The sequence below is a fragment of the Sphingobacterium sp. G1-14 genome, from assembly GCF_002196555.1.
Taxonomy (GTDB): Bacteria; Bacteroidota; Bacteroidia; order Sphingobacteriales; family Sphingobacteriaceae; genus Sphingobacterium; species Sphingobacterium siyangense.
Window position 1 is genome coordinate 1,344,171 of record NZ_CP021381.1, and the last position, 22,369, is coordinate 1,366,539.

The 22,369-nt window shown below is 37.0% G+C and carries 28 protein-coding genes; 13 read left to right on the top strand and 15 right to left on the bottom strand.

Annotated elements, in window-relative coordinates:
* Positions 1-131 precede the first annotated feature (131 nt).
* The 3 genes from CBM24_RS05670 to CBM24_RS05680 form a co-directional block, all read right to left on the bottom strand.
* Positions 132-869 carry a metallophosphoesterase family protein gene (locus CBM24_RS05670; protein ID WP_088160487.1) on the bottom strand — a complete coding sequence of 246 codons (738 nt, stop codon included), beginning with the start codon at positions 867-869 and terminating at the stop codon, positions 132-134.
* Positions 870-1,061: 192 nt separating this feature from the next.
* Complete coding sequence (locus tag CBM24_RS05675; RefSeq protein WP_088160488.1) at positions 1,062-1,823, bottom strand: SDR family NAD(P)-dependent oxidoreductase; 762 nt, start codon at positions 1,821-1,823, stop codon at positions 1,062-1,064.
* A gap of 93 nt (positions 1,824-1,916) precedes the next feature.
* Entirely contained in the window at positions 1,917-2,831 is a 915-nt protein-coding gene (locus CBM24_RS05680; protein WP_088160489.1) for a helix-turn-helix domain-containing protein, read from the bottom strand.
* A 167-nt stretch (positions 2,832-2,998) separates the two neighbouring features.
* On the opposite strand from CBM24_RS05680, the gene CBM24_RS05685 reads away from it, so the two are divergent.
* From CBM24_RS05685 to CBM24_RS05715, 7 genes are all read left to right on the top strand, one after another.
* Complete coding sequence (locus CBM24_RS05685; protein ID WP_075991356.1) at positions 2,999-3,424, top strand: organic hydroperoxide resistance protein; 426 nt, start codon at positions 2,999-3,001, stop codon at positions 3,422-3,424.
* 3 nt (positions 3,425-3,427) lie between these two features.
* Positions 3,428-3,796, top strand: coding sequence for a DUF1304 domain-containing protein (locus CBM24_RS05690; RefSeq protein ID WP_075991357.1), 369 nt, complete (start codon positions 3,428-3,430; stop codon positions 3,794-3,796).
* Positions 3,797-3,808: 12 nt separating this feature from the next.
* Complete coding sequence (locus CBM24_RS05695; RefSeq protein WP_075991358.1) at positions 3,809-4,444, top strand: nitroreductase family protein; 636 nt, start codon at positions 3,809-3,811, stop codon at positions 4,442-4,444.
* Positions 4,445-4,490: 46 nt separating this feature from the next.
* Positions 4,491-4,922 (top strand): MarR family winged helix-turn-helix transcriptional regulator, encoded by a 432-nt coding sequence (locus CBM24_RS05700; RefSeq protein ID WP_075991359.1) that lies wholly within the window; start codon positions 4,491-4,493, stop codon positions 4,920-4,922.
* A 155-nt stretch (positions 4,923-5,077) separates the two neighbouring features.
* Positions 5,078-5,806 carry a 2OG-Fe(II) oxygenase gene (locus CBM24_RS05705; protein ID WP_232475689.1) on the top strand — a complete coding sequence of 243 codons (729 nt, stop codon included), beginning with the start codon at positions 5,078-5,080 and terminating at the stop codon, positions 5,804-5,806.
* 10 nt (positions 5,807-5,816) lie between these two features.
* Entirely contained in the window at positions 5,817-6,077 is a 261-nt protein-coding gene (locus CBM24_RS05710) for an Ada metal-binding domain-containing protein (RefSeq protein ID WP_075991360.1), read from the top strand.
* Between the two features lie 136 nt (positions 6,078-6,213).
* Entirely contained in the window at positions 6,214-6,642 is a 429-nt protein-coding gene (locus tag CBM24_RS05715) for a hypothetical protein (protein WP_075991361.1), read from the top strand.
* A 23-nt stretch (positions 6,643-6,665) separates the two neighbouring features.
* Here the strand turns inward: CBM24_RS05715 and nudK are convergent, their stop codons facing one another.
* From nudK to CBM24_RS27190, 4 genes are all read right to left on the bottom strand, one after another.
* Positions 6,666-7,247 carry a GDP-mannose pyrophosphatase NudK gene (gene nudK / locus CBM24_RS05720; RefSeq protein ID WP_088160490.1) on the bottom strand — a complete coding sequence of 194 codons (582 nt, stop codon included), beginning with the start codon at positions 7,245-7,247 and terminating at the stop codon, positions 6,666-6,668.
* A gap of 16 nt (positions 7,248-7,263) precedes the next feature.
* On the bottom strand, positions 7,264-7,602 hold the full coding sequence (locus CBM24_RS27690; protein ID WP_075991363.1) for a hypothetical protein: 339 nt from the start codon (positions 7,600-7,602) through the stop codon (positions 7,264-7,266).
* A 118-nt stretch (positions 7,603-7,720) separates the two neighbouring features.
* Positions 7,721-8,560, bottom strand: coding sequence for a helix-turn-helix domain-containing protein (locus tag CBM24_RS05730; protein WP_083663504.1), 840 nt, complete (start codon positions 8,558-8,560; stop codon positions 7,721-7,723).
* A gap of 74 nt (positions 8,561-8,634) precedes the next feature.
* Entirely contained in the window at positions 8,635-8,829 is a 195-nt protein-coding gene (locus CBM24_RS27190; protein WP_145327701.1) for a hypothetical protein, read from the bottom strand.
* 373 nt (positions 8,830-9,202) lie between these two features.
* On the opposite strand from CBM24_RS27190, the gene CBM24_RS05735 reads away from it, so the two are divergent.
* A complete protein-coding gene (locus CBM24_RS05735; protein WP_232475690.1) occupies positions 9,203-9,964 on the top strand; it encodes a helix-turn-helix domain-containing protein in 762 nt (253 codons plus the stop codon).
* 30 nt (positions 9,965-9,994) lie between these two features.
* Positions 9,995-11,152, top strand: a complete 1,158-nt coding sequence (locus CBM24_RS05740; protein ID WP_075994662.1) for an FAD-dependent oxidoreductase — start codon at positions 9,995-9,997, stop codon at positions 11,150-11,152.
* A gap of 60 nt (positions 11,153-11,212) precedes the next feature.
* Here the strand turns inward: CBM24_RS05740 and CBM24_RS05745 are convergent, their stop codons facing one another.
* The 4 genes from CBM24_RS05745 to CBM24_RS05760 form a co-directional block, all read right to left on the bottom strand.
* Positions 11,213-11,494, bottom strand: a complete 282-nt coding sequence (locus CBM24_RS05745; protein ID WP_075991365.1) for a hypothetical protein — start codon at positions 11,492-11,494, stop codon at positions 11,213-11,215.
* Positions 11,491-12,345: a DUF2071 domain-containing protein gene (locus CBM24_RS05750; RefSeq protein ID WP_088160492.1), complete on the bottom strand. Its 855-nt coding sequence runs from the start codon at positions 12,343-12,345 to the stop codon at positions 11,491-11,493. The genes CBM24_RS05745 and CBM24_RS05750 overlap by 4 nt, the downstream gene beginning before the upstream one ends.
* A gap of 36 nt (positions 12,346-12,381) precedes the next feature.
* Positions 12,382-13,278, bottom strand: coding sequence for an SIR2 family protein (locus CBM24_RS05755; RefSeq protein WP_088160493.1), 897 nt, complete (start codon positions 13,276-13,278; stop codon positions 12,382-12,384).
* 138 nt (positions 13,279-13,416) lie between these two features.
* Positions 13,417-15,648 carry an ATP-binding protein gene (locus tag CBM24_RS05760; RefSeq protein ID WP_088160494.1) on the bottom strand — a complete coding sequence of 744 codons (2,232 nt, stop codon included), beginning with the start codon at positions 15,646-15,648 and terminating at the stop codon, positions 13,417-13,419.
* A gap of 608 nt (positions 15,649-16,256) precedes the next feature.
* Between CBM24_RS05760 and CBM24_RS05765 the strand changes: the two genes are divergently transcribed.
* From CBM24_RS05765 to CBM24_RS05775, 3 genes are read left to right on the top strand one after another with little or no spacing between them, the layout of a single operon-like run.
* Positions 16,257-16,751, top strand: a complete 495-nt coding sequence (locus tag CBM24_RS05765) for an N-acetylmuramoyl-L-alanine amidase (protein ID WP_088160495.1) — start codon at positions 16,257-16,259, stop codon at positions 16,749-16,751.
* Positions 16,738-17,064 carry a hypothetical protein gene (locus CBM24_RS05770; RefSeq protein WP_088160496.1) on the top strand — a complete coding sequence of 109 codons (327 nt, stop codon included), beginning with the start codon at positions 16,738-16,740 and terminating at the stop codon, positions 17,062-17,064. Before CBM24_RS05765 ends, CBM24_RS05770 begins: the two co-directional genes overlap by 14 nt.
* Positions 17,065-17,071: 7 nt before the next feature.
* Positions 17,072-17,587, top strand: coding sequence for a hypothetical protein (locus tag CBM24_RS05775; protein WP_088160497.1), 516 nt, complete (start codon positions 17,072-17,074; stop codon positions 17,585-17,587).
* A 150-nt stretch (positions 17,588-17,737) separates the two neighbouring features.
* Here CBM24_RS05775 and CBM24_RS05780 read toward each other — a convergent pair whose 3' ends face one another.
* A complete protein-coding gene (locus CBM24_RS05780) occupies positions 17,738-18,310 on the bottom strand; it encodes a hypothetical protein (RefSeq protein ID WP_088160498.1) in 573 nt (190 codons plus the stop codon).
* 339 nt (positions 18,311-18,649) lie between these two features.
* Here CBM24_RS05780 and CBM24_RS05785 point away from each other — a divergent pair, with 339 nt between their 5' ends.
* Positions 18,650-19,456, top strand: coding sequence for a LexA family transcriptional regulator (locus CBM24_RS05785; protein ID WP_075991372.1), 807 nt, complete (start codon positions 18,650-18,652; stop codon positions 19,454-19,456).
* A 526-nt stretch (positions 19,457-19,982) separates the two neighbouring features.
* On the opposite strand, the gene CBM24_RS05790 is transcribed toward CBM24_RS05785, so the two are convergent.
* The 3 genes from CBM24_RS05790 to CBM24_RS05800 form a co-directional block, all read right to left on the bottom strand.
* The gene (locus CBM24_RS05790; RefSeq protein ID WP_088160499.1) at positions 19,983-20,486 is read right to left on the bottom strand and encodes a hypothetical protein; all 504 of its coding nucleotides are present in this window, start codon (positions 20,484-20,486) and stop codon (positions 19,983-19,985) included.
* 407 nt (positions 20,487-20,893) lie between these two features.
* Positions 20,894-21,391: a DUF1772 domain-containing protein gene (locus CBM24_RS05795; protein WP_088160500.1), complete on the bottom strand. Its 498-nt coding sequence runs from the start codon at positions 21,389-21,391 to the stop codon at positions 20,894-20,896.
* 202 nt (positions 21,392-21,593) lie between these two features.
* Positions 21,594-22,367 carry a helix-turn-helix domain-containing protein gene (locus tag CBM24_RS05800; RefSeq protein WP_088160501.1) on the bottom strand — a complete coding sequence of 258 codons (774 nt, stop codon included), beginning with the start codon at positions 22,365-22,367 and terminating at the stop codon, positions 21,594-21,596.
* Positions 22,368-22,369 lie beyond the last annotated feature (2 nt).

Below are 22,369 nucleotides of genomic sequence, written 5' to 3' on the forward strand. Positions count from 1 at the left end.
CATACATCCCCGATGCAATCGTATTGTTTTTTAGGAGATCCTTTCTTTGAAAATAATGCGGAGAATGTGTCGGGGATTTTTATGTTAAAAATGAAACGATACTTTTAACTATTGTGGCAAATTGACAATGATTAAAGTGTATTATTCGCAAGTAAGAAGTCTCCGTAGAAATCGGGGATTTTACTCTCGTAAATTGCATTTGCGACAGCTATTATTGGGTAATCTACTTTAACGATCTCGGCATTAATTTCTTTATCAGATAAGGTTATTATTGCGTAGGTCGCTTTTCTGTCTTTTTCTTTACTACGCCCGACTGAACCACCATTGATAAACAAGACGTCTCCATCCTGTTGAATATAAGAATGGTGTGTATGTCCCATCACCAGAATATCGATTGCTCTTTGCTTTAATTGGGTCGATAGAGCATGCTTTGGAGTTGATTCATGGATGTATTCGTCATTGCTTTGGAGACTGGCATGGACAAGAAGTATTTTCCTGAGACTCGTCCCAAGCTTGAAGGTTAGTTCAATGTTGTAGGGTAATGTTGCTAACCACTTTTTATGAGGGGTCGATATCTCTTTTTTACTTAGGTTGATGGCGATTTCCCGATTTGAAGTCTCTATTACATCATGGTGTGGTAAAGGGATAATGGCTTCGTCAAAAGCAATTCTCTGGTCATGGTTTCCTAGTAGACATGGAATGTTTTTTTCTTGTATTCTGTCAATGACTTCATTCCCCCAGGGAGCGAAATCAACAAGATCACCTAAGCAGTAGATTTGTGTTAATCCTCTATTTTTGATATCTGTTAATACCGCATCCAATGCAATTAAATTGGCATGAATGTCACTTATTATGGCAAGTTGTATCATATTCTTATGCTACAAACATAATCATTCGGGTAATCAGTCAACGTACAATTTATGAGGTAAGGAAGAAAATGATAATAGCATTATAATTTTTAGGCTAAAAGGGGAGAAATTGGTTGAAATTGGTGAAGAAATACTTTAAAATAAGCACATAGCTAATAGCCTCAGCTATGTGCTTATTTAGGTGGTAGGTTACTAAAGATTCATCCCGCCGGATACCTCAATACGTTGTCCGTTGATCCATCTTGCGTCTTCGGTACAAAGGAAGGCAACGACACCGCCGATATCGTCAGGTACACCAGCACGTCCTAAAGCTGTAACAGCTGCAATATGCGCATTTGTTTCTTTGTTATCCCGCACATGCCCGCCGCCAAAGTCTGTCTCGATTGCACCGGGAGCGACAACGTTTGCTGCAATACCACGGGGACCAAGTTCTTTGGCAAGATACCTCGTCAATACCTCGATTGCTCCTTTCATCGAGCCATAGGCAGATGATCCCGGAAATGCAAAACGCGCAATACCAGAAGAAATATTGATAATACGTCCATCATCGTTCAAATAGGGAAGAACTTTCTGCGTGAGAAAAAATACCCCTTTATAATGGATATTATAAGCTGTATCGAATTGCTCTTCCGTAGTTTCCATGAAAGGGGCGTATAATGCTGTTCCGGCATTATTGATTAGGAAATCGAAGTTTGGTTGTCCTGTTTCTTGTTTTATATGCTGTGTAACTCGTTCGATGAAGAGATCAAAAGACTGCACATTACCTGCGTCTAATTGGAATGCAGCTGCATGCTGACCTAAAGATTGTATCGTGGCAACCACATGATCTGCTTCCTCCTGATTGCTATTGTAGGTTAGCATGACATCGATTCCTTTTTTTGCGAGGCTAACAGCCATGTTTCTACCTAAACCACGGCTTCCGCCTGTTACCAATGCTATTTTATTTGTAGCCATTTTAATTTGTTTTAAAGATCCAACAGCACAAAGATCCTCCGAAAAGTTGAACTTTTCCTTGCGAAATGCAAATGGATATTTGCGAAATTCAAATTATAACGATTGAGAACGAAAAATGTTTGGGGCAGAGCCGGTTTGCTTCTTGAAAAAATTGGAAAAATGAGCGATCTCCTCAAAGCCAAGTGAATAAGCAATCTCAGATACATTCCAATCGGTTTGTCGCAGTAAAATTTTTGCCTCCTGTGTGACTCTGGCTGCAATGACATGGCTGGTTGTTTTTCCCGTATTTTTCTTTAAAATTTTATTCAGGTGGTTGACATGTATGGCAAGTCGTTCCGCAAAATCATTAGCTGTCCGTAGTTGTAGACGTTGCATTGGAGATTCAATGGGAAATTGTCTTTCTAGCAATTCTATAAATAGAGATGTGATTCTATTTGAGGCATTAGATGTTGGATTCGTTATACTCTTTGGCTGGAGTTTTTGCCCATAGTGGATAATTTCCAGTACATAATTTCGCATTAGATCATATTTAAAGACGTAATCTGAAGATAGCTCTTTATTCATTTTTAGAAAAATTTCCTCTACTTCAATTCGTTGCTCAGGTGATATTTGAAAAATAGGAAGTCCTCCGGGTTGAAAGATCGGCAGATCATCTATGATCACACCACTTTTATTCCTTGCCAGAAATTCATCGGTGAAAACACAAAAATAACCTTTTTGATTTTCGTCTTTTGGTATCCAATGGTAAGGAACTTTTGGTGTTGCAAATACAAGCGCGGATTCATCAATTTCGATTACTTTGTCGGCATATTCGGCTATGTTTTTCCCTGTGATTAAGCTTATTTTATAGTAGGTACGCTTATTGTAGGGCATGATCGGTTTATCTTTTAATTTAGCTGCAAGTTCCTCAAAGCTGAATACATTAAAATGACCAATCTCTCTTGCGATCTCCTTTGGGATGCTCGCATTGATCTCCTGATAAAACTGTTCAATGGAAGTTGTTTTCATTTAAACCCGATTTGCAATAATCAAATGTACTGGTTTTAGATTACATTCGATACACGCAGTCATGTTTTTGATATTTTGCTATTCTCATTTAAATGTAAATTGCAATATTATATTTTGCACAATATAATTTCTTGTCCTACATTTGTGCAAACAAAACAAATTGAAATATGAAAACGTTATATAACATCGGCGCGACAGCCAAAGGAGGACGAAACGGTCAAGTAAAAAGTGAAAATGGTGTACTGGATTTAGCTGTTCGCATGCCTAAAGGTCTTGGTGGAGCAAATGACGATTATGCTAATCCAGAGATGCTTTTTGCGGCAGGCTATGCTGCGTGTTTTGATAGTGCCTTGAATTTGGTTATTAGGTCAGAAAAAGTAAAAACTGGAGAGACTTCGGTAACTGCACATGTGAGTATTGGACAATTGGATAATGGCGGTTTTGGGTTGGCTGCAGAATTACATGCAAATATTCCGGGAGTGAGTTTGGAAGTCGCCCAGCAATTGATTGAAAAAGCACATCAAGTTTGTCCCTACTCAAATGCAACAAGGGGTAATATAGATGTTAAATTGACGGTATCAACTAACGAATAATAGATGAATAACTTGGCTAATGTGCTGACAGCGCTCGTACTTTTAGAACATGTATACATTGTATGGATGGAAATGTTTGCCTGGGAAACTGCAGGAAAACGTAGTTTTGGCAGGGCTCTTCCTGCTGATCTTTTCAAACCCACTAAAGGGCTTGCCGCAAATCAAGGCTTATACAATGGTTTTTTAGTTGCGGGTTTAGCTTGGTCCTTTTTTATCAATGATCCGGTCTGGAGTGGAAATGTACGCCTGTTTTTTCTAGGCTGTGTCCTCGTGGCTGGGGTTTTTGGTGGAATCACAGCGAGCAAAAAGATATTTTTTGTACAAGGAGTTCCTGCATTGTTAGCAATATTATCCATGATTTTCTTAAAATAATTAAATAATTATATGTCACTACTAGAAGATTTAAAATGGCGTCATGCTGTGAAAGCATACGATCCTACAAAAAAAGTTAGTCAGGAAAATGTAGATAAAATCGTTGAGGCTGCACGCTTTGCACCTACTTCTTCGGGCTTACAGCCATTTAAGATATTGATTGTTGAAAATCAGGCATTGAAAGAAGAATTGGCAAAGGGAGCACTAAATCCAGACTGTATGCGTGAATGTTCACATGTGCTTGTTTTCGCTGCATGGGATCGTTATACGGAAGAACGTATTGATAAAGTTTATGATTTTACAACGGATGAACGAGAACTACCTCGTGGACGTTTTGGTTCCTATACCGAGAAGTTAAAGTCAATTTATCTGAATGAAGCTGCGGAAAGAAATTTTGCGCACACGGCAAGACAGACTTATATAGCCTTAGGTTTGGCTTTGGCTCAGGCAGCTGAACTTCGTGTCGATTCTACCCCTGCAGAAGGCTTCGATAACCATGTGGTGGATACGGTATTGCAATTGGAGAAACATGGATTAAAAAGTGTCTCGTTAATGTATGTTGGTGTCGCAGACAGTTCCCGGGATTGGATCTCAACAATGAAGAAAGTTCGAATACCCAAGGAAGATTTTGTTGTTGAGTACAAATAGTTGATTACTGTTTTTCAATCCCTTAAAAACTCAATATCTTTGTAAGATGGATGATTTATTAAAATTAGACAAACAACTCTGCTTTTCCGTATACGTACTGCATAGGGAAATTATGCAGCGCTATCGCGCGATTCTCGAAGAGATTGATTTGACTTATCCGCAGTATATCACGATGATGGCACTATGGGAAAACGACGGACAAACCGTAAATCAGCTTGGTGGAAAACTATACCTCGACAATGGGACACTCACCCCATTGCTAAAGCGTTTGGAGAGTAAATCGTTGCTTACACGAACACGAAGCAAAGAAGATGAACGTGTGGTTAAAATACAGCTTACAGCACAAGGATTGCAATTAAAGGAAAAGGCGAGCTGTGTTCCCATGCAGATTTTTGAAGCCCTCAAGCTCGACTATGCTGATATGCTTCAGCTTAAAGCTTTGGCAGAAAAAATCGTAAATAATGTTGGAAATAGCTAGTTTTTATACGATATGAAATCAAAAAAGGATTAAATACACCAGCCTGTATTTAGTCCTTTTTTTTGTGATATGGATTGTCTTGAGCGATAAATGTTCGCGTTCCTTTTATTATACATCATATTAGCATATTTCGGATTTTTTGGCAGGACTATAATATGGAGATTCGTGCTATGGAAAATGTCATTCAAAACATAGAAAATCTAAATTGGTCTGCGATTACAGAGGAAATGCATAAACATGGTTATGTGGTCATTCCAAATCTATTAACAGATTTACAATGCGATCTATTAAAAGACGGGTATTACGATTCGAGGCTCTTCCGCAAAACTGTCGTTATGGAGAGATATCGATTCGGAATAGGAGAGTACAAATATTTTGACTACCCACTACCTGAGTTGATTCAAACGATTCGATCTCAACTTTATCCCCATCTGGCCGTCATTGCTAATGCTTGGTTTCGCGCGCTGAAAGTCGATAAGTCGTTTTCGATGAAACATGAAGACCTTTTGACGGATTGCCGCTTGAAAGGACAAGAACAGGCAACAGTATTGATTTTGAAATATAGTCAAGGAGGTTTCAATACCCTACATCAGGACTTATATGGAGAAGTCTATTTTCCGATGCAAGCGGTGTTTATGTTGAACGAGCCACAAATAGATTTTACAGGGGGGGAATTTGTCCTAACGCAACAAATACCTCGAGCGCAGTCAAAGGCTATTGTTTTGAAACCCCAAAAGGGAGATCTCGTCCTATTTGCAACAAATTTTAGGCCTGAGAAAGGACGAATCGGATATTTTAGGGTTAATATGAAACACGGGGTGAGTGAAGTTACGGCAGGTGAACGCCATGCGTTGGGTATTATTTTTCACGACGCCGAGAGATAAAACCCGCACAATGGAATGGCATAAAAATATATCAGATGCTTCATTGCACGCCAAGATTCGAACGGGAGAAATTCGCTTAGGAGGCAATGAAAAACTAAAAATTTATGGATTGCTTTGTTGTATTTCCGGAAAAAGGATGAAGCGGGAGAACAGGGTCTTTTTTGCCACTGAGCAAGAAGCGCTACAGCATCAATATCGTCCTTGTGGGCACTGCTTAAAAGCGAACTATGTTGAATGGAAGGAAAAAAATAGGAGATTTGGTGAAGTGTAGGTCGCATTAAGTTCTCTTATATAGAGCATCTAAGTAAATCGAGTTTGGAAAAAGCATCTTATGTCAATTTCCTTGTGTATTGTTGAATTTTGTGTTTATCTTGAGGCAGGGTTAATTATCGTAGATCAAAAGAAAAATGCGTTTATTTTCGATTGCTGTTTATTTTATTTTTTCGGCTCTGCTGTTAATAAGCTGTGAAGAGCGGAGACAAGATACTAAAGTATTGAGTTATATAGCGCATAGTGAACGTGATAGTGCCCGTTTGGATCTTAATCTTTTTGAGAGCCGTTTTCATGGTCAATTGTTCTTTTATAGACCTGGAGGTGAGGTTGATTCGGGAGATATTCGCGGCAATATCCAAAAAGACACATTGCTTGGGGACTATTATTATACACCATTTGGCTGGGGACAGAAAAAAAGAAGACCCTTTGTTTTATTAAAAAAAGGGTCTCTGTATATTTTAGGTACAGGAACGGAGCAAGTGTATATGGGAATTCCACATTATATACCTTCAACCATCAATTTCCAAGACCCGAAGTTTATCTTTGAGAAAGTTAATCACTAGCCCTAATCATATAAATTGGGCGTCTACAGTATATCTTTTAATCGAATATATTGTAGTAGCATAATGGTTTTACCATCTTTGATTTCACCTGTATCAATCATATGTAGTGCTTCTTCGATATTGATTTCTAGAATCTCAATATGCTCTTCCTCTTCTTCTAAACCACCGCCATCGCCAACTTTCATGTTATTGGTGTATTCTGCTATAAAAAAATGTAGAATTTCAGTTACAGAACCTGGAGACATATAAGCTTCAAAGATCTTTTTTGCCTCCTTGATCTGATAGCCTGTTTCTTCTTCTGTTTCCCTTCGTATACAGTCGTGTGGAGAATCTTGATCAAGTAGACCTGCACAAGCTTCGATAAGCATGCCTGATTCATTTCCGTTGATGTAGGTGGGTATTCGAAATTGTCTTGTTAATATGACTGTTTGAGTACTGGTATTATAGAGTAAAATGACAGCTCCATTGCCACGATCATAAGCTTCTCGGCTTTGTTGCTGTACCGTACCATCGGGTTTGCTGTATTGATAAGTCACTTTTTTTAAAGTGTACCAGTTGTCTGATAGAATTTCAGTTTTTACAATTTTAATATCTTTTATTGCCATTTTTAGCGCGTTAAAGTCAAAAGATAAAAATAAGAATTGCAATCCAAACTAAGCAGGAAAAACTAAGAGAAGCTTTGATGTATGTCGCGATTCTCCATGGTGCTACCCAGCGTAGTCGAAGCGGGATAAAAAGTAGGATAAAACCCATTGATAAACTAACAGGTATAATCCAAAAGAAATCAATTGGTGCAATCCGACTGTGGGGAAGTAGCGTAACAACCAAAGCAGCAACTAGCGTCAAAGACAGGCCCAAATTTGAAATTATTTTTTCTTTCTCAGGACGGTCGTTACTGGAACCTTGGCCAAAGATGAAAAGAGTTGTGTCCATTACAAGGTTAATAAGCTCAGAAATCATTGATAATGGTGTTTTTATGTAAAAATAACAAGTTTTTGTTTCGCAAATGGACTTACTGTTTATTTTTAACGAAGAAGTATTGGAGCAAAATTTAGTTTATGCTAGGTATTGGCGAACCTCAGTCCGTTCTAAATTGCTTTGGATTCAGACCTGTATGTTGTTTGAAAAAATTGGAGAAGTAAGGAGAGTCGACGAAACCAAGTTTGAACGAAATTTCTTTGATAGATAGACCGGTTGCTTTTAACAATCGTTTTGCTTCCAAGATAGTTCGCTGCTGAATGAGCTGGCTTGGAGATACTTCGAGCTTTTGACGACAGATTTTAGTAAGGTGCGGGGTGGATATATTAAGTTCTTTCGCATAAAAAGATACCGACTTCTCATGCCGAAAATGGATATCAATTAACTCCTGTAACTTTAAGAGACGAGGATTGGATTCATTATTTTGTTCATTTTGGACTACCTTTTGTACCTCTTTGCTTAGTATCGATGCGATCACAGCTGTGCGAGAATAGATAATAGCAGGAACACAATTGTGGTCCTCAAGTTCTTTTCTTATCGCATTAAATTCATAATAAAGTAGAGCAAATGTTTCGTTGGAGAGTGAGATAACAGGATTACGTTGATAGTAAGCGAATGAAAAACGGAAATTGGGTGAAAATTTCTCGAAGTATTCTCTATCGACCATCAATTGGAAACCAGTTGTATTGGCTCCTAATTTCCAGCTATGAACTTGCTTCGGAAACAGGATATGGATTTGATGACGATCAATGTGATAATCTTTAAAATCAATCGTATGGACACCTTCTGCTTGGTCAAAAAGTACCAATAAAAAAAAGTGATGTTGATGTGGACGCGCTATATGATGTTCACCACGCAATTCCGAGTATAAATATCCTTGATTACCTGCAAGCTGGTCTTTTCTAAATTCTTGAATATCTATTGTCGGAAATAACTCCATCGAAATGATTTTGAACCTAAATATAGGTGTTTTATTTTAAACCATCTTCCAGTACCTGTTTGTTGGTGGTGAATTCACGATAGCCAAAGGTTCCATCCAGACTTATAACCAATTACAGCACCAAGTTCAATGCTTTTTGAGTAAGAGGTCTTTGGGAATACAGAAGAGCGGTATACATTGGCCGCAGCTAAAGGTTTTTCGAAGACGCGAAAGTGTAGACCATCCTTTGAATAGGCCAGATAATTCATATCTGAGGTTTGATTTCTCAAAATCGATTTTAAAAAATATTTTATATGTCGTAAATAGTTGGTTTTCTGATTTATAAATGTGTTTTTGACTTGTATTTATGAGGTGAAATCAGTCCTTGTACCCCTTGTTTAATCCATCAATTGCGAAAGATTTGAACGTGTAATTTCATTGACTTTAACAACGAATCGTTTTCAGTACGAAAGAACGTTTGCGTAGCGAAGTTATTCATTGTTTCATGATCTAGTGGCTTAGTAGGGGAAATAAGTTCGTTGGTGATAACGTCAAGACCTTATTGTTCAGGTTTTAGACAATAAGTAAACTTAAGATTTAATCGTTAATTTTATGTTGTTATATCAATTAGCATACTCAAAATACGAATGATAAGGACAATTGATGATGGAAGATGGCCTACAATATACAATAGTTAAACCTGATGAAGCGATCGCAAGTTTTGTGGATAGCTTTTGGTGTTTGCGTAATGAATCTGGCGTTATAAAGGAAACCATCGGTTTGCCAGATGGACGTGTTGATTTGTTTCTTTTCAAATCTTCTGTAGATAACTTTAGGATCGTTTTACTTGGTCTAGGAACAATGCCCCATGAAGAAGCGACTATTCCTATTGACGGACAGCTATTTTGTATCAGCTTTAAATTGCTTGGGGCGGAGTATATTTTAAAAGAAAGTATTGCCGGTATCATCAATACGGGTAAGTTTCTTGCGACTGATTTTTGGGGCTTTTGTGAATTGGATTTAGTTGATTTTGAGTTATTTGTTGTCAAATCTGTACAAATTATTAAGTCACTTCTTCCTTCTATGATTGATGAGCGAAAGCGTAAGTTATTTGAACTGATCTATCAGCGTAAGGGAGCGATTTCAGTTGCCGAACTCTCCGAACAGATTTTTTGGAACAGCAGGCAAATCAATCGTTATTTTAATCAGCAATTTGGACTTTCTTTGAAGTCGTACTGTAATATTTTACGTTTTAGGTCCTCATTGGATCACATTGCAAAAGGGAAACTTTTTCCAGAGGAACATTTTTTCGATCAGGCTCATTTTATTAAAGAGATTAAGAAATTTTCGGGAGTAGTTCCCAAAGAGCTGTTAAAAAATAAAAACGACCGATTTATACTATTATCATCGCTTACATCTCAATAGTTTTGTTTTATGAATTTTAAAACAAATAAGATGTTAATACAAAATAAAAAAATAGCCATAATTGGCGGTGGAATTGGAGGCCTTACGTTAGCTCGATTATTACAGTTAAAGGGGGCTGATGTATCCGTTTATGAGCGGGATTTAAATCCTGAAGTTCGTGTACAGGGCTCTACTTTGGATCTTCATGAAGGGACGGGACTTGAAGCGATGAAACGCGCAGGATTAATGGAAGAGTTCTATAAATATCATCGACCGACTGCGAGTAAGCTGCGTATCGTTGATCAGGATCTCATCGTAAAATTTGATGACCATGATGAAGAGCAGTCAGTCGCCGAAAATCGACCGGAAATAGACCGAGCCCCTTTGCGAGATATCTTATTGAATGCCTTGGAACCGCATACCGTTGTTTGGGATAGTCAATTTGTTGCAATGGAAAGATATGGTGAAGGTTGGTTGTTGCATTTTAAATATGCAGTGGATGCATATGCCGATCTGGTGATCGCAGCAGATGGAGCAAATTCAAGAGTACGTCCTTACTTAAGTAATCTAACGCCTATATATTCGGGAATTACATTGGTTGAGGGAAATATCTATGATGCTGAAAAGAATGCTCCTCATCTCTTTAAATTGGCGAACGGTGGTAAAGTGATGGCTTTTGGATCGGAACAATTTATTGGATATGGTACAAAAGGTGACGGTTCAATGATGTTTGTTGCAAGTACAAAGATTCTAGAAGAAGATTATAATAAGGCTAGAATTGATTTTAAGGACAATAAGCAAGTATCGCAATGGCTTAAAGATCATTTCCCTGGATGGACCACGGTTTGGGATGAGTTTTTTGTGAATGACAATGTACAGTTTATACCCCGTCCCCAATATTATTTTGCTCTTGATCAACACTGGGAAACACAGACTAACCTTACAATGATCGGAGATGCAGCTCATCGTATGCCACCATTTGCTGGGGAGGGGGCGAATGTAGCAATGCAGGATGCCTTCGAGTTGGCTGAATGCCTGACAAATGGGAAACATGAATCTTTGCTGGAAGCATTATCTTATTTTGAAAAAGACATGATAAGAAGGGGGGCAGAAGCAACGCAGGATACATTGGAAAATAGTGATCGCATGCATTCGGCTACTGCTTTATCTGCTATGTTGGAATTTTTTAGCCATCCATCGGCGGATTAACAACCTTAAATCACCTTAAGCAGTATAGAGTAACAAAGGGAGTTTCCAGAAAAAGAATATTTATTTTTTCTGGAACTTCACAAGCAGTAAGCTACCGAAAATAAAATAAAGTATCAGAACTAATGTGCTGCCAAGTGCAAAACCATTGCTAAAAAGTTTATCTAACCCGTATTTGTGATGAAACAGACCGATTCCGACTATACATTGGCATAGTGCATAACAAATATTTGCTGTTGCCGTATAACCAAAAAGCCCTAAGAAGCGAACTTTTGTTATTCCAAAAATAAAATGGGGCATCGCGTTTGCGAGCAATACAGCTATACTAAAATCGATAAAGTTCATAATTTTATTGTTTTTTCGTGATTTATAAAAAATGAAACCGCCGGTATTTCGAAAGCAAAACACTTTTCATGCTGAACAATATCAGCTAATGTTTCGCTTCTAAAGAAATCAATTTTTAAAGGTCTTATGTCTTTTGGATCGAATTTTAACGCAATATTCGCCTGTCGGAATAGACCATTGTTCAGTGGAGTTAAGGCTTGGTCTTGAATAATTATTTTATTCAGGAGTTGATTGAAATCTTTCGACAGATGGAGAAATTGACTTGGAATATTCCACTGATCACAGGGTTGGCAAACAACCTCCAAGTCTGGTGCATTGCTTCTCCCGGGGATTATTTTGGTGTGAGTTTGAACGCCGATATGGTCATGTTGGAAAGCCAAAGGTTGATGTGTATACATCATGCTACTGAATAAACGACTACCGATGCAATAGATCTGGCTACTCATTACATTTGCGAGAAATAGGACTGTAGGCGCTTTAAATTGCTCTTGGGTTTGACTGATGTAAAGTCTCCAATTACTCTGTAGAGGTGACCCATATAAGGATTTTAAATGATATAGTTTTGCAGGGCCGAAATGGCCATGGCGGTAAGTTAGCACTGAAAATAAAACATGGTTACCGACAGGATCGAGGGTAATTCCTGGGGGGACGAATTGTTGAATTCTGGCGAGAGGCACCATCCAGTTTAAATAAACTACATGGCTAATTTCACTTTTCAATTTTATTGCTGAAAAGGGTTTGGTAAGTATAAACTTTGTTTTCCTCAAGAATAGACTATTCAGAAAGTTTTCAATGCTTAATGTAAATTTGTTTAGTTTGGCAGCGCGAAATTCTTTTTCTATTAATGACATGATAACAAGCTGAAAATCTATGAATTGCTGTATGGTTCAACTTAATATTTTGCTGGGTAGCTTATATCTATTTTTTATGCCTGCGAGGACTTTCTTGTAGTATTTAGTTTTATTGGTTTCGTCAATAATGACAATTTCAACATCGTTTGCTTGAAGTAATTGCATTTTATCTTTGGAGAGTGCATACCATTTTTTAGTTGTATAATAAAAGAGTTGATTTTCAATAAATGCGCTTCGTCTATAATACTTATTTCTGGCGCGATAGGTTAGCAGCCACCAAAGGTCTATTTCTACAAAATCAAGCGATAGACCTAGAATGTGGATATCCTGCGTGAAAAATAAATCAATCCAGGATTGGAGTTTAGTATCCTTTTTTCGGCTTAATCTTTTAATTAGTGCAGCCTTGTAGACCGTTTGCGAATTATAATTTGTCCCATTAACCACATAATCCCTCATTTTTTGCAATTGGCCACAGTAATGTTCATAACCTAGATTAATGGAAGATGGATTTAGGCAGTCACCGTGTATATGCCAATAGCTCGTGTTGCCGATTTGGTGTTTACGAAATACACTGTAGGTCGTTTCACGGATTAAGCCGGTATTTGCTGTGGCGATTTCTCCTTCTAAGCTGAATTCATAGTTAGTGGTGATTATGTTTTCGATCGAAAGATCCCGAATTAATTGGTGTATTTCGTTTTGATTGATTTGAGAGACGCAATCCGATATATAGGTTTTGAGTTCTCTTTCATTAATATGTTTTTCTCGAATTGCGTTAAGGAATATTTCCTCATACAACATAGGAAAAGGTTTTTGTCCATTTTCTAATGAGCTGACTTTATACTTTTCTTTGATGTTGTGTAGTAAATCACTCCAGCTTATTCCTGGTGAAATATTATTAATGTCGTTTCCAACTAATAAAGCAAACTTGTTCATTGTATTATAAATCAAGATTCACGCATGTAAAGTTAAATGACGATGTCGATCAATCGCATTTTTGGATGTAACATATAATCTATTGAATTTAGATTTCTCTCCTACGAATTTAATAAAAAATCGTAGGATTTATGTTAACTAGATTTGTGATGGTACTGTCGATGGTATTGTCTGCAGGGTTTGACTATTCGTAGGAAAATGAATGTGAAAAATGGTACCTTCATTCAATCTACTATCTACGGTGATTTTTGCATGTAGTCTTTCCACGATTCTTTTGACGATGGACAATCCAACTCCCGAACCGTCAAATTGGACCGCATTTGGTAGGCGATGGAAAATTTCGAAAATCCTTTCAGTATCTTCTGAAGAAATTCCAATACCATTGTCCCAGATTTTATAAACAACGATGTGTCCATGATCTTCACTATCAATACCAATCATAGGAGCTTCCTTGTTGCTGCTGTATTTTATGGCATTTCCTAAAAGGTTTAGAAACAATTGATAAATCAATGTTTTCTCACCATCAATAGGTAGTATTTTGCCTTTTTGAAAATGCAATTGATTAATATTATACCTGACTTTGCAGTCGTCGATAATGTTTTGAATAAAGCGCTCGGGATAGACAGGCTCATATTCAAAATTGTAACTTTTTGTACGGGCAAAATCAGCGGTTTTATCGAGCATATTGTTCATGAGCTGAATGGCTTCCATCATGTTTTTACCAGCTTTTCCTAGAAACTCCTGGCTCAGTCCAGGTCGATCACGAATCATTTGGGCTGTCATTTGTAAGGCTGCTAAAGGATTTTTTAGATCGTGACTCAGTGTATAACTAAAGGTTTCAAGGACATTGTTGATCTCTATCAATTTCTCATTGAGTGCTTGAATCTCTGTTATTTTTTTTAAGCAGGCCTCTTGAATAATGATGCTTAAGTTTTTTAAAAAATTGGTTTCTCGTTCTTTCCATTTAGGTGCGGTGCCACTGACAGTCTTTTTCCAGGCCTCGAACGATGTGCGTGGGGAGGGGAAGTTTATGGGCTTGCTAGGGTCGTAAATAAGTTCTTTTTTAGGTTGCCCTGCCCAAATTTCTTCAATTTTCAATTCCTCTCTAAAAAAGTAAATCTTAAAATCCAGCTTGCTCTCCAAGTCTATTTTTGCGATGCCAGGAAAATGAAAAGGCGTTTGGTTACCTTCCTGGGGCCCTGTAAAATCAGATTGCCAGAATAACTCGCTGTAATTATTGTTAATCAGATTGTTATCTACTTGTTGAATTGTATCCTGGTTGGGCGTTTTGCCTACAAGATGCCATTTATCACGGCTTTTGAAGGCAATGCCATCTGCCTTTAAAATGTTCATTAAACTTGAACCTAAACTTCCGATTACATTGTAGAGGTCGTGTTTTGTGAAAAGACGCTGTCTGATCTCAAATTCTATACTTTTTGTTTTTAGCTTAAAGTTGTTATCTGCAATTTGTTTATTTGCCAGAAAGTTGTTTACGGCATATTGGACAATAAATACGGAGAGATGTCTTTGTGCCAAATCAATGGTTTTTGGTGTTCTATTTTGACAGGCGACTAGTCCCCATAATTTGCCGTTAACAATAATCGAGAAACTCCCGCTCGCACGGACATGTGCATTGCGAAGGTATTGCAGGTGAATGGTTGACATGGCACGTATTCCTGTCATTGATAAGTCGAGTTGCTCGGGTTGAACACCAAGGATTGGGATCGGTATAGCATCTGTATCAGGGGTGACACGCGCAAAGATCTTCGTGTAAAGCAAACGTGCTTGTTGCGGAATGTCAAATTCGGGATAACGATAGCCCAATAAAGGGTCTAGTCCTCCAACAACATGTTCGGCTATGATTTTTCCGTCGCCGTTTTTCGAAAATTTATAGATCATGACACGGTCGTATCCTGTTACTGTATAGATATTTTCGGCTAATGCTTTCCAGATATCCCTACTTGCGTTTATATGTTGGGCATAGTGGTAGATATTCTTGAATTGATGCGATTGTGATTGATGCCTTTCTATCTCGATATAGATCTTATCGTCAAAAGGATAAATACTCAGGTAATGTGCCGTACCATTCAAATGGACATCTGAGACATATCTGTGTTTGAAAATTTCTACTTTATCCTGTAAGATCTGATCTAAATCGATCGGATGAGACAAATTAAGATCACTGATAAATTTTGAAAGGAGAAGCCCCTGATATATACTATGTGCAGGAAATCCTGTTTTTTCGTAATTTTCGCTCCAACCAATACAGTGATGGGATTTGTCAAATACAATAAGACAACCATAATTTTGTACATAACCACAGCGATGAATGGGTTCTTGATCGCAATTTAAAAAATGAGGGTCGTCCATACCAGCTAACTTACAAAAAAAAGATGTATTCTCACCATAATCTGCATAGAAGCAATATAGTGTAAATTGAAACCTCTGTAAAAAATGATTATGTCATTACGATGGGCGGATCAGTCAGATATGTTGTTTTTATTCGTCAAAAAAGGCTAGGCGAACCAACTTCCTAGCCTTCACGGTATAACTCATCCTATGCTATAACAAACAAACAACAAAGCAGTACAGGAAATGTTTGATGCCTCGTCAATGATGTGAGATCTGTTGTGATATGACTTGACAATGATATCACGGTCTTGGTAACATGTTCCCTCATAAATTTCAGTAATATTTTGTTGTGTTATTGTTTGCTTTTGAGGGTGATATGAAGAGTTGGTCCTGTTAAAATCACTTTTGGTGAACGCGTACACCGAAGAAAATTTTGTGTAATATTCGGTATCTGTAACCTACCGCTTACATCCAGCTAATAGTCCGTTCTGCGACAGAGGATCACACTTAACTTTGTATAAAAATAGAAGCTAAATGACGATTGATAAAATGTGTTTCCCTTTTTTAATACACAATGGCAATTTTTTTAGCATAGAAAAAGGTTAAGTCATAAAAAAAGTTCGGATATGGAAATTAAAGAAAACAAATTGATCGGTGTTTCTTATAGAGATACACCAAACAAAGGTGGAATTATTAAACCCGTTTATATTATTATGCACTACGATGGTGCATCCAATGCAACGAGTGCAATTGATTGGATGACTGATTCCCGGAGCAAGGTCTCTGCCCATCTTCATATCAGCCGTGTTGGTGTTATAACGCAATTGGCCCATTTTAATATTAAATGTTGGCATGCGGGCCTTAGTACTTGGGCCGGTCAAAGAGATTTGAATAATTGTAGCATTGGAATTGAATTGCAAAATAAAGGTACGGAGAGCTACACCGAAAAACAGATCAATGTGGCGATAGCTGTTTGTAAAACAATTGTCCGTACTTATTCAATTCGGGAGATTTTGGGACATTCGGATATTTCGCCTGGAAGAAAGGAGGATCCGGGGATACAGTTTCCCTGGGAAAAATTTAAACCGTTAACAAAAGGAAGTTATAATGGAATTACTTGAGATTTTGGAGAAATTGATTATCCCTGTAGTGACAGCTGTAGGGGGGTATTATGTTGGAAGGCCCAAGCAGCAAGCCGAAGTGGAGGCAACAAATGTTGAGAATGCCGGAAAGGTAATTGAAAAATGGGAAGGATATGCCAATAGATTAGAGAAAGATATTGAGCAATTACGGACGATCATTGAAGATCTTAATGAAGGGTTACGTTTAGCAAATGACGAACGTACGTCTTGCGCTAAAACCTTAACGGATTTGCAAGTGAAATATGATGATCTCATGAAACTTTATAATAGGTTACAGGTTGAATTAAAGTGAGTTAAAAATGAAGAATACACTACAGATAATCGCAATGCTGCTACTGGTTAGCAGCTGCGGTTTGTTTAGAAAAGTTGAGAAAACCAAGGGGTCACAAGAGTTTGGTGTCAACGAGAAAAATACCAATTATGCTACTATAGCACAGAACACGGAACATATACAAATTGTTCGATCAGATAAAGAGGTTTTGGTAACAGATGAATATGTGATGCAAATTGAAGGTGAAGGGATCCAAATTATGCAGGATGGTGCTGTTCAGCTACGTAAGGGAAAAGTCTATACGAAAAAGGAACATTATTCTGAAAAGCTGCAGCTTGAGAGTAGGTTCGATACCAATTGGAAAGCTCAGAAGGTAAAAAGTCGTCAGCAAATTGAAACGAAAATGGAACTACGCAAAGCACAATCAAAAGAGGTTTCAAAACCAGCGGTGTCAAGCCTTCTTTATTTTTTAATGGGTGGCAGTGTATTGGTCGGTTTGATTATTTGGTGGGTAAAGAAACGTAAGTTTGTTGAGTCTTGGTAGTTTCCGATTAAAAAATGTTACTATTATTCTTAATGAAGTTCAGATAAGAAGCACAAAATAGTCCTTGAGTATTTAAAATTCAAGGACTATATTTTTGGAACCGGGCAGAATTGCCGAATTAGCAGAGCTGGTGTGATTGTACAAATAATACTAAACCCCATCGAAATGCCTGTCAATAAGGTAATAATTGGCAATCTGTTTAATTTCCTTTTTGAAATCACGATAGAGGTCAAATTGATTGCAAGCACAGATGATAGATTTCTGTAACGTGTCATTATTTATTTTTAAATAAGGGCCAAGTTCCTTATATATGCTACTTTTTACTTTTGTTTTCAGATTATCTAATTTTTCCGGCTGAAAAATACGTAGAACAACGGCGATAGCTTTGTAACGATGCTGAATATCCTTATAATTGATATATTCACCCATAATCTGTTGAGAAGGTATACCCACAAATTGACAATAACAGTCAATTACTTGACTGATCTTGGAAAGGTCAGATTCATATATCTTATCGATGGATTTTAATATTTCAGGATGATTTTCTTTCAAGAAACTCATGATGAATGAATGATATAGTGAGTTCATACCCTGTGAGCTATTTTTGTCGGTTATTGTACTGCTTTCTTCTTTTCTTAAATTACTGTTGTGCTTTTGTCGTTGATGATAATCTACTGCGTAAACAATGTGCTGTCTGGGATGTTGTGTCATGAGCTGTTCCATTTTCTTTTTATCTTTAAGTATGAACTGATTTTAGTCTCGCTAATTGCAAATCCAGTGAATAGCTAATTTACTTACTACCCTGTTCGTCTATTCTATGAATTTAATAGTCTATTGGTGTTAAACAAAGTTAAACAAATTTGTTAATCATACAAGATTATTTGAAGCATATTTTTACTTTTTATATGGAAATATAAACTTATTTGTTTAACTATAATGTATTGGTAATTAGGTTTTTATTGTTTTATTTTGATTGTCTGTTTGTTTAGGTTTAATAAGTTGTGTAACTTAGTGTCAGATTGTTATATATTTGTGTAACATTTGTTAAATACCCGATCGACTATGGAAACTTATCCAAATAATAACTTTGAAGTTTTACGCTTGGAGATGCGCGTTACTAACCGTGAATTCGCGTCTTTATTGGGTGTACGCGAACAGGTGTACTCGCGTATTAAAAAAGGAGAGTATCCTATTGGACTTACGATGAAAACACGTATTCAAGCGGCTTTTCCTCAGGTTCAGTATGACTGGTTGGTGTATGGAAAAGGTGAAAGAGTGGAGATAACTCCTTTAATGCACCCCGACACGATAGCAATGCTTAGTATTGGTAACGGTAAGTCAATAGGGTATTTTTCGGAGGACGTCAAGTTTATTGACGAAAATAAGAATAATATATTTTTTGAAGTTTCCCCAGGACGATATTTGATGCAGACAAAACTTGTGACAGAGAAAGCTAAAGCGGGGTATTTGTCAGGCTTTTCTGATGCTGAATATATGGACGATTTACCGGCACATTTTATTACGGTCAATGAGTTCCATAAAGGTGCCTATCGTTCTTTTGAAGTTAGTGGTGATAGTATGACCGATGGAACCGATGCAAGTGTATTGGACGGCGATATTGTGACGGGACGTTTGATTAAAAGGGAGTTATGGCAATCAAAATTTCATACCCACAAATATCGTTATTGGGTTGTTGTACATAAATATGAAGGAGTCATTATCAAAGAAATTGCTCATCATGATGTCAATAACGGAATTCTTACCCTTCGTTCGCTAAATACTGATAAAACAAGATACCCGGATTTTGAAGTAAGTCTAGATGATGTTGACCAAATTTTTAATGTTGTAGATATTAGCCGTTCGCTTTAGGGGCAGCCTAACTCAGCATATGATCGTTTTGATGGTTCGTCTTTTCATATCAACGTTTATAGGTGGACCGTTTTGTTTAGGCTATAGGTGCGATAAATTAATCCAATCGCCCGCTATTAAATTGAAAGTTCTCCGTATCAATTCTTTATGATTTTGCTAAAAAATATAGAAATAAAAACTAATTATATTAGTTTTTATTTCTATATTTGATTATAAATTGAACGTTTGCGGGCATGTTGTTGCGTGCTGTCTTGGCGCACCTAGTATATATTTAATGTTGAGAAGGCCGATAACGTGAAGAGAATATTGGTTGCTCATTATTCAGGCATGTCCGTGGCGTTCAATTGAAATAATAGGTACATGTGCGCAGGTTGTCAGGGCGGGTAGAGGCATTTTTGAATAAATCAAACTATTTACTAAGTTGTACCTACGGACTTACCATTTACTAATCATCATATGTTTATTTTTGAAGCCAGGTTTTGAAATCTGGCTTTTTTATTTCTTATGCTATCAATTGTTGTTAATTTTAGTCTTTTACAAAGCTTACATCGGTTATTTTATAGGAAAAATTATCTTTTTCCCGTTCAGTTTCAGGTTTTTCCATTTCACTGTAGTGAACAGTTCCCTTCATCTTGAAGGTTGTATGGGAATCTAGATTGATTTTTTCTCCCTTATCGTCAAATACATAAAAGTTCTTAAGCGTATAATTTTTCTGATCTGCGGGAATTTCAAATAAAACATTGTTTTTTTCTGTTCCTACAGGTAATATAACGCTGAATGCAGTGAATTTTTCAGAACTAAATGCATGGGATTTAACTACGAAATTCATGGCCATAGTTTTTGATTTACCTGATGAGAATGTAAAGGATGGTGCATCAAATTCACCTGTTAATGTAATGGTTTTGTTTTGATTGTCATAGTTTGATTCGATAGCTTTTACCGTATCAACAGAACTGCCATTGCAAGATGTGAACAGCGCCATGGCTGAAGATATTAACAATGATGTCGAAAGTAAGTGTTTTGTTTTCATTGGGAAAAATCTCATTAATTGTATATTATTTTGAGCATAACGTACTTCATACTGCTATGCTCCTTTTTTAATTGTAAAGACTCTTTTTATTGATAGACAACTTCTGCTCATTTATGTTTTGGCAGTTTCGTGAAGATTTCTTTGAACCATCAATATACATGCCTTCATGATAATTTAAGCTCACATTCAATAACATCCGTTGATCAATTTTTATAAAAGTAAAGTATTGAGGAAGAGGTTTTAGTACTTGATTTAAATTCGGGGGGAATGAATTTAAATTCGCATGCCGTGGGCTTTTTTTCGTCTATAAGAGATAGGTAAATGATAAACGCGAGTTTTATTTCGGCGGAAATGTCAGTAAACTGGTTATAAAGATTTGATCTTATACGATTAGCCCAATGTTATGATCAATTTTTTGATTTAAAAAAGACCAAGTTAATAACTAAACAAGTGAGTGTAAGTAAAGAAGAGCAAGTTCGGATGTTATTCCAAAATACCCAGGGTTTTTCAAAAGCGTCACGTGCAAGTCTTAACGATTTTTCTGAAGATATCAATAGGTCTATCGAGGCTAATTGATTATTTAAGGGTACATTTTGCGTGCCTGTAACCACAAATACACCAATAATATAGCTTAGGCATGCTGCTAGGGTTAGATAAAATTTTGGCGAATACAGATCAAAAAATAATATGGTAGCCATGAATAACAAAATTGGTGCACCTAGAAAACAGCAGTAAAAAGCTGAGTTTAGTATTTCTTTATTGATATTTTGCATGGCCATCAAAAAGGCTTTATCGTTGAGTTTATGTAGACCCAAATTGACCGAAAAGGTATACGAAAAAAACAAGCCTGATATGATAGCCGAAAATATTGTTGCCAGCGCTAAAATGATGTCTTGCGATTTCATGTCTATATTTTTTTTGATGTACAATGTTTTACTGAACCTAATTCTCTAGGAGCTCTAATTTATCAAAGCATTGTTTTCTTATAGCAAATCTTTCGAAGAAGTTGAGGCTTTAAGAAATTACACACTTTCGTTGAGCTCGCCCTTAGACAATACAAAAGTTGTGATAAACAGTGAGTCAATATAGAATAAAAACGACAGTAACCTACTTTTTGTTAAATGATGTTGGCGTTGTTCCTGTGAAAGTCTTAAAGACACGAATAAAGTGCGATTGGTCGGAGAACCCATTTTCATAAACAATTTCCGTTAGCTTTTGGAAATCTTTGCTATTAAGCTGTTTCAAAGCGGCCTGAAACTGTACCATTTTAGCGAATTGTTTAGCGGACACCCCAGTTTCCTTGAAAAACCTTCTTTCAAAAGTTCGGATGTTCAATGCTTCTTTTTTTGCAATTTCCTTAATAATGATTTGGCCCTTTTTTTTGATGATTTCGAGAATTGCTCGCTGAATCGAAAAATCTATGTTATATTTCTTGCTATCGAAAAAGCTGAGGAGCGATTGTGTTAATAGTTGGATGCTGTTTTCAGCATTTGAAGATGAGAATAATGTACTGCTTAGTTGGTGGAAGGCTCTATTTGAAGGAGCATCTAGATCATAGCAGTCGTCGTTTATGCTTTCGGGCGAGATACCCCAAAATCGGCGTAATACAAATGGGTAAAATTGAAAAACGATAATCTGAAAAGGCCCTGTTACATCTATTGAAATCGGTTTTATTGTCTGACCATAGAGAAAAATCGTCGGCATCTTTTTATCATGGGGCTTGATTGTAAAATCACCATAGCATCGTTGAAACAATAGACCAGGGTAACCATCAGCATAAAAAGGTAAGTTTACGCGATCATTTTTCTGACTTTCAAATACCAGGATCGCCTTTACGAATAATGTAATGGATGTATCAGGGCTGATAATTTGAGAATTCATCA

Excerpts from the sequence above, each read along its gene's own strand:
- CBM24_RS05670 (WP_088160487.1), bottom strand. The coding sequence starts at position 869 with ATGATACAACTTGCCATAATAAGTGACATTCATGCCAATTTAATTGCA.
- CBM24_RS05675 (WP_088160488.1), bottom strand. The coding sequence starts at position 1,823 with ATGGCTACAAATAAAATAGCATTGGTAACAGGCGGAAGCCGTGGTTTA.
- CBM24_RS05680 (WP_088160489.1), bottom strand. The coding sequence starts at position 2,831 with ATGAAAACAACTTCCATTGAACAGTTTTATCAGGAGATCAATGCGAGC.
- CBM24_RS05685 (WP_075991356.1), top strand. The coding sequence starts at position 2,999 with ATGAAAACGTTATATAACATCGGCGCGACAGCCAAAGGAGGACGAAAC.
- CBM24_RS05690 (WP_075991357.1), top strand. The coding sequence starts at position 3,428 with ATGAATAACTTGGCTAATGTGCTGACAGCGCTCGTACTTTTAGAACAT.
- CBM24_RS05695 (WP_075991358.1), top strand. The coding sequence starts at position 3,809 with ATGTCACTACTAGAAGATTTAAAATGGCGTCATGCTGTGAAAGCATAC.
- CBM24_RS05700 (WP_075991359.1), top strand. The coding sequence starts at position 4,491 with ATGGATGATTTATTAAAATTAGACAAACAACTCTGCTTTTCCGTATAC.
- CBM24_RS05705 (WP_232475689.1), top strand. The coding sequence starts at position 5,078 with ATGGAGATTCGTGCTATGGAAAATGTCATTCAAAACATAGAAAATCTA.
- CBM24_RS05710 (WP_075991360.1), top strand. The coding sequence starts at position 5,817 with ATGGAATGGCATAAAAATATATCAGATGCTTCATTGCACGCCAAGATT.
- CBM24_RS05715 (WP_075991361.1), top strand. The coding sequence starts at position 6,214 with ATGCGTTTATTTTCGATTGCTGTTTATTTTATTTTTTCGGCTCTGCTG.
- nudK (WP_088160490.1), bottom strand. The coding sequence starts at position 7,247 with ATGGCAATAAAAGATATTAAAATTGTAAAAACTGAAATTCTATCAGAC.
- CBM24_RS27690 (WP_075991363.1), bottom strand. The coding sequence starts at position 7,602 with ATGATTTCTGAGCTTATTAACCTTGTAATGGACACAACTCTTTTCATC.
- CBM24_RS05730 (WP_083663504.1), bottom strand. The coding sequence starts at position 8,560 with ATGGAGTTATTTCCGACAATAGATATTCAAGAATTTAGAAAAGACCAG.
- CBM24_RS05735 (WP_232475690.1), top strand. The coding sequence starts at position 9,203 with ATGATGGAAGATGGCCTACAATATACAATAGTTAAACCTGATGAAGCG.
- CBM24_RS05740 (WP_075994662.1), top strand. The coding sequence starts at position 9,995 with ATGTTAATACAAAATAAAAAAATAGCCATAATTGGCGGTGGAATTGGA.
- CBM24_RS05745 (WP_075991365.1), bottom strand. The coding sequence starts at position 11,494 with ATGAACTTTATCGATTTTAGTATAGCTGTATTGCTCGCAAACGCGATG.
- CBM24_RS05750 (WP_088160492.1), bottom strand. The coding sequence starts at position 12,345 with ATGTCATTAATAGAAAAAGAATTTCGCGCTGCCAAACTAAACAAATTT.
- CBM24_RS05755 (WP_088160493.1), bottom strand. The coding sequence starts at position 13,278 with ATGAACAAGTTTGCTTTATTAGTTGGAAACGACATTAATAATATTTCA.
- CBM24_RS05760 (WP_088160494.1), bottom strand. The coding sequence starts at position 15,648 with ATGGACGACCCTCATTTTTTAAATTGCGATCAAGAACCCATTCATCGC.
- CBM24_RS05765 (WP_088160495.1), top strand. The coding sequence starts at position 16,257 with ATGGAAATTAAAGAAAACAAATTGATCGGTGTTTCTTATAGAGATACA.
- CBM24_RS05770 (WP_088160496.1), top strand. The coding sequence starts at position 16,738 with ATGGAATTACTTGAGATTTTGGAGAAATTGATTATCCCTGTAGTGACA.
- CBM24_RS05775 (WP_088160497.1), top strand. The coding sequence starts at position 17,072 with ATGAAGAATACACTACAGATAATCGCAATGCTGCTACTGGTTAGCAGC.
- CBM24_RS05780 (WP_088160498.1), bottom strand. The coding sequence starts at position 18,310 with ATGGAACAGCTCATGACACAACATCCCAGACAGCACATTGTTTACGCA.
- CBM24_RS05785 (WP_075991372.1), top strand. The coding sequence starts at position 18,650 with ATGGAAACTTATCCAAATAATAACTTTGAAGTTTTACGCTTGGAGATG.
- CBM24_RS05790 (WP_088160499.1), bottom strand. The coding sequence starts at position 20,486 with ATGAAAACAAAACACTTACTTTCGACATCATTGTTAATATCTTCAGCC.
- CBM24_RS05795 (WP_088160500.1), bottom strand. The coding sequence starts at position 21,391 with ATGAAATCGCAAGACATCATTTTAGCGCTGGCAACAATATTTTCGGCT.
- CBM24_RS05800 (WP_088160501.1), bottom strand. The coding sequence starts at position 22,367 with ATGAATTCTCAAATTATCAGCCCTGATACATCCATTACATTATTCGTA.